Origin of the sequence: Acidovorax sp. HMWF029, assembly GCF_003060895.1 — a bacterium.
Classification (GTDB): domain Bacteria; phylum Pseudomonadota; class Gammaproteobacteria; order Burkholderiales; family Burkholderiaceae_C; genus Acidovorax.
The window spans coordinates 1-1,040 of sequence record NZ_QAIH01000274.1; the positions used below are offsets into that span (position 1 = coordinate 1).

At 66.3% G+C, this 1,040-nt stretch carries 1 protein-coding gene; it reads left to right on the forward strand.

Features of this window, described 5'->3' with window-relative positions; all coding sequences use genetic code 11:
• Positions 1 to 391 precede the first annotated feature (391 nt).
• The coding region (locus DBR12_RS19165; RefSeq protein WP_146185579.1) for an MBL fold metallo-hydrolase at positions 392 to 1,040 on the forward strand (649 nt) is incomplete at its 3' end.

The following is a 1,040-nucleotide window of genomic DNA, read 5'->3' on the forward strand; positions in this document are numbered from 1 at the left end:
CTCTTCCAGCCAGCGCGACAACACGGGAGGCTCGCCCGCCCACTCGGGCGGATCGTCCAGGGCCTGCGCGCACACCTGGGGCCCGCCCGCCAGCAAAACTGCTGCCAGCAAGGCGCCATGCGCGTGACAGGAAAACCTGGGTTGCATACCTCAACCTTTGGGATGAAGGTCCCGCCAAAACGGGGCATCAGGGAGATGGGCTACCCACTCTAGTACCGCCGGAGGATTTGCAACAGAAAAACATTGCCAGCGGTGACTTGTTGATCTGAGGCAAGAATCTTCCCGCCAGCAGTAGCCCCCAGCCGCCCTGCGCCGTAGCATGAAAGCCCACCAGGCGGTCGTGGGGGCCGCGATCCGGGGAAGAGGAAACAACGGGACAAGGGGCATCGGCATGAACGTCAATATCACCTTCCTGGGCGGCTCGGGCACGGTCACCGGCTCCAAGTACCTGGTGCGCCACAACGGCAAGAGCCTGCTGGTGGACTGCGGACTCTTCCAAGGCTACAAGCAGCTGCGCCTGCGCAACTGGCAGCCCCTGCCCGTCACGCCGCACCAGATCGATGCCGTGGTGCTGACCCACGCCCACCTGGACCACAGCGGCTACCTGCCCCTGCTCACCCGCGATGGCTATGCCCGCGCCATCCATTGCACGCCCGGTACGCGCGACCTGTGCACCATCCTGCTGCCCGACAGCGGGCACCTGCAGGAAGAAGATGCGGCCTTCCTCAACCGCCATCAGCTCAGCAGCCACAGCCAGGCCCTGCCGCTGTACACCCGGCTGGATGCACTGCACTGCCTCAAGCAGTTCCAGATCCACGCCTTCCACAAGGCGTTCGAGCCCCTGCCTGGCTGGCGAGTGACGCTCTCCCCGGCAGGCCACATCCTGGGCGCCGCCAGCGTGTTGCTGGAGGTGGGTGGCCGGCGCATCCTGTTCTCGGGCGACCTGGGGCGGCCCGATGACCTGCTCATGACCCCGCCCGACGCCCCGCCCCCGGCCGACACGGTACTCATCGAATCCACCTACGGCGACCGCGAACACC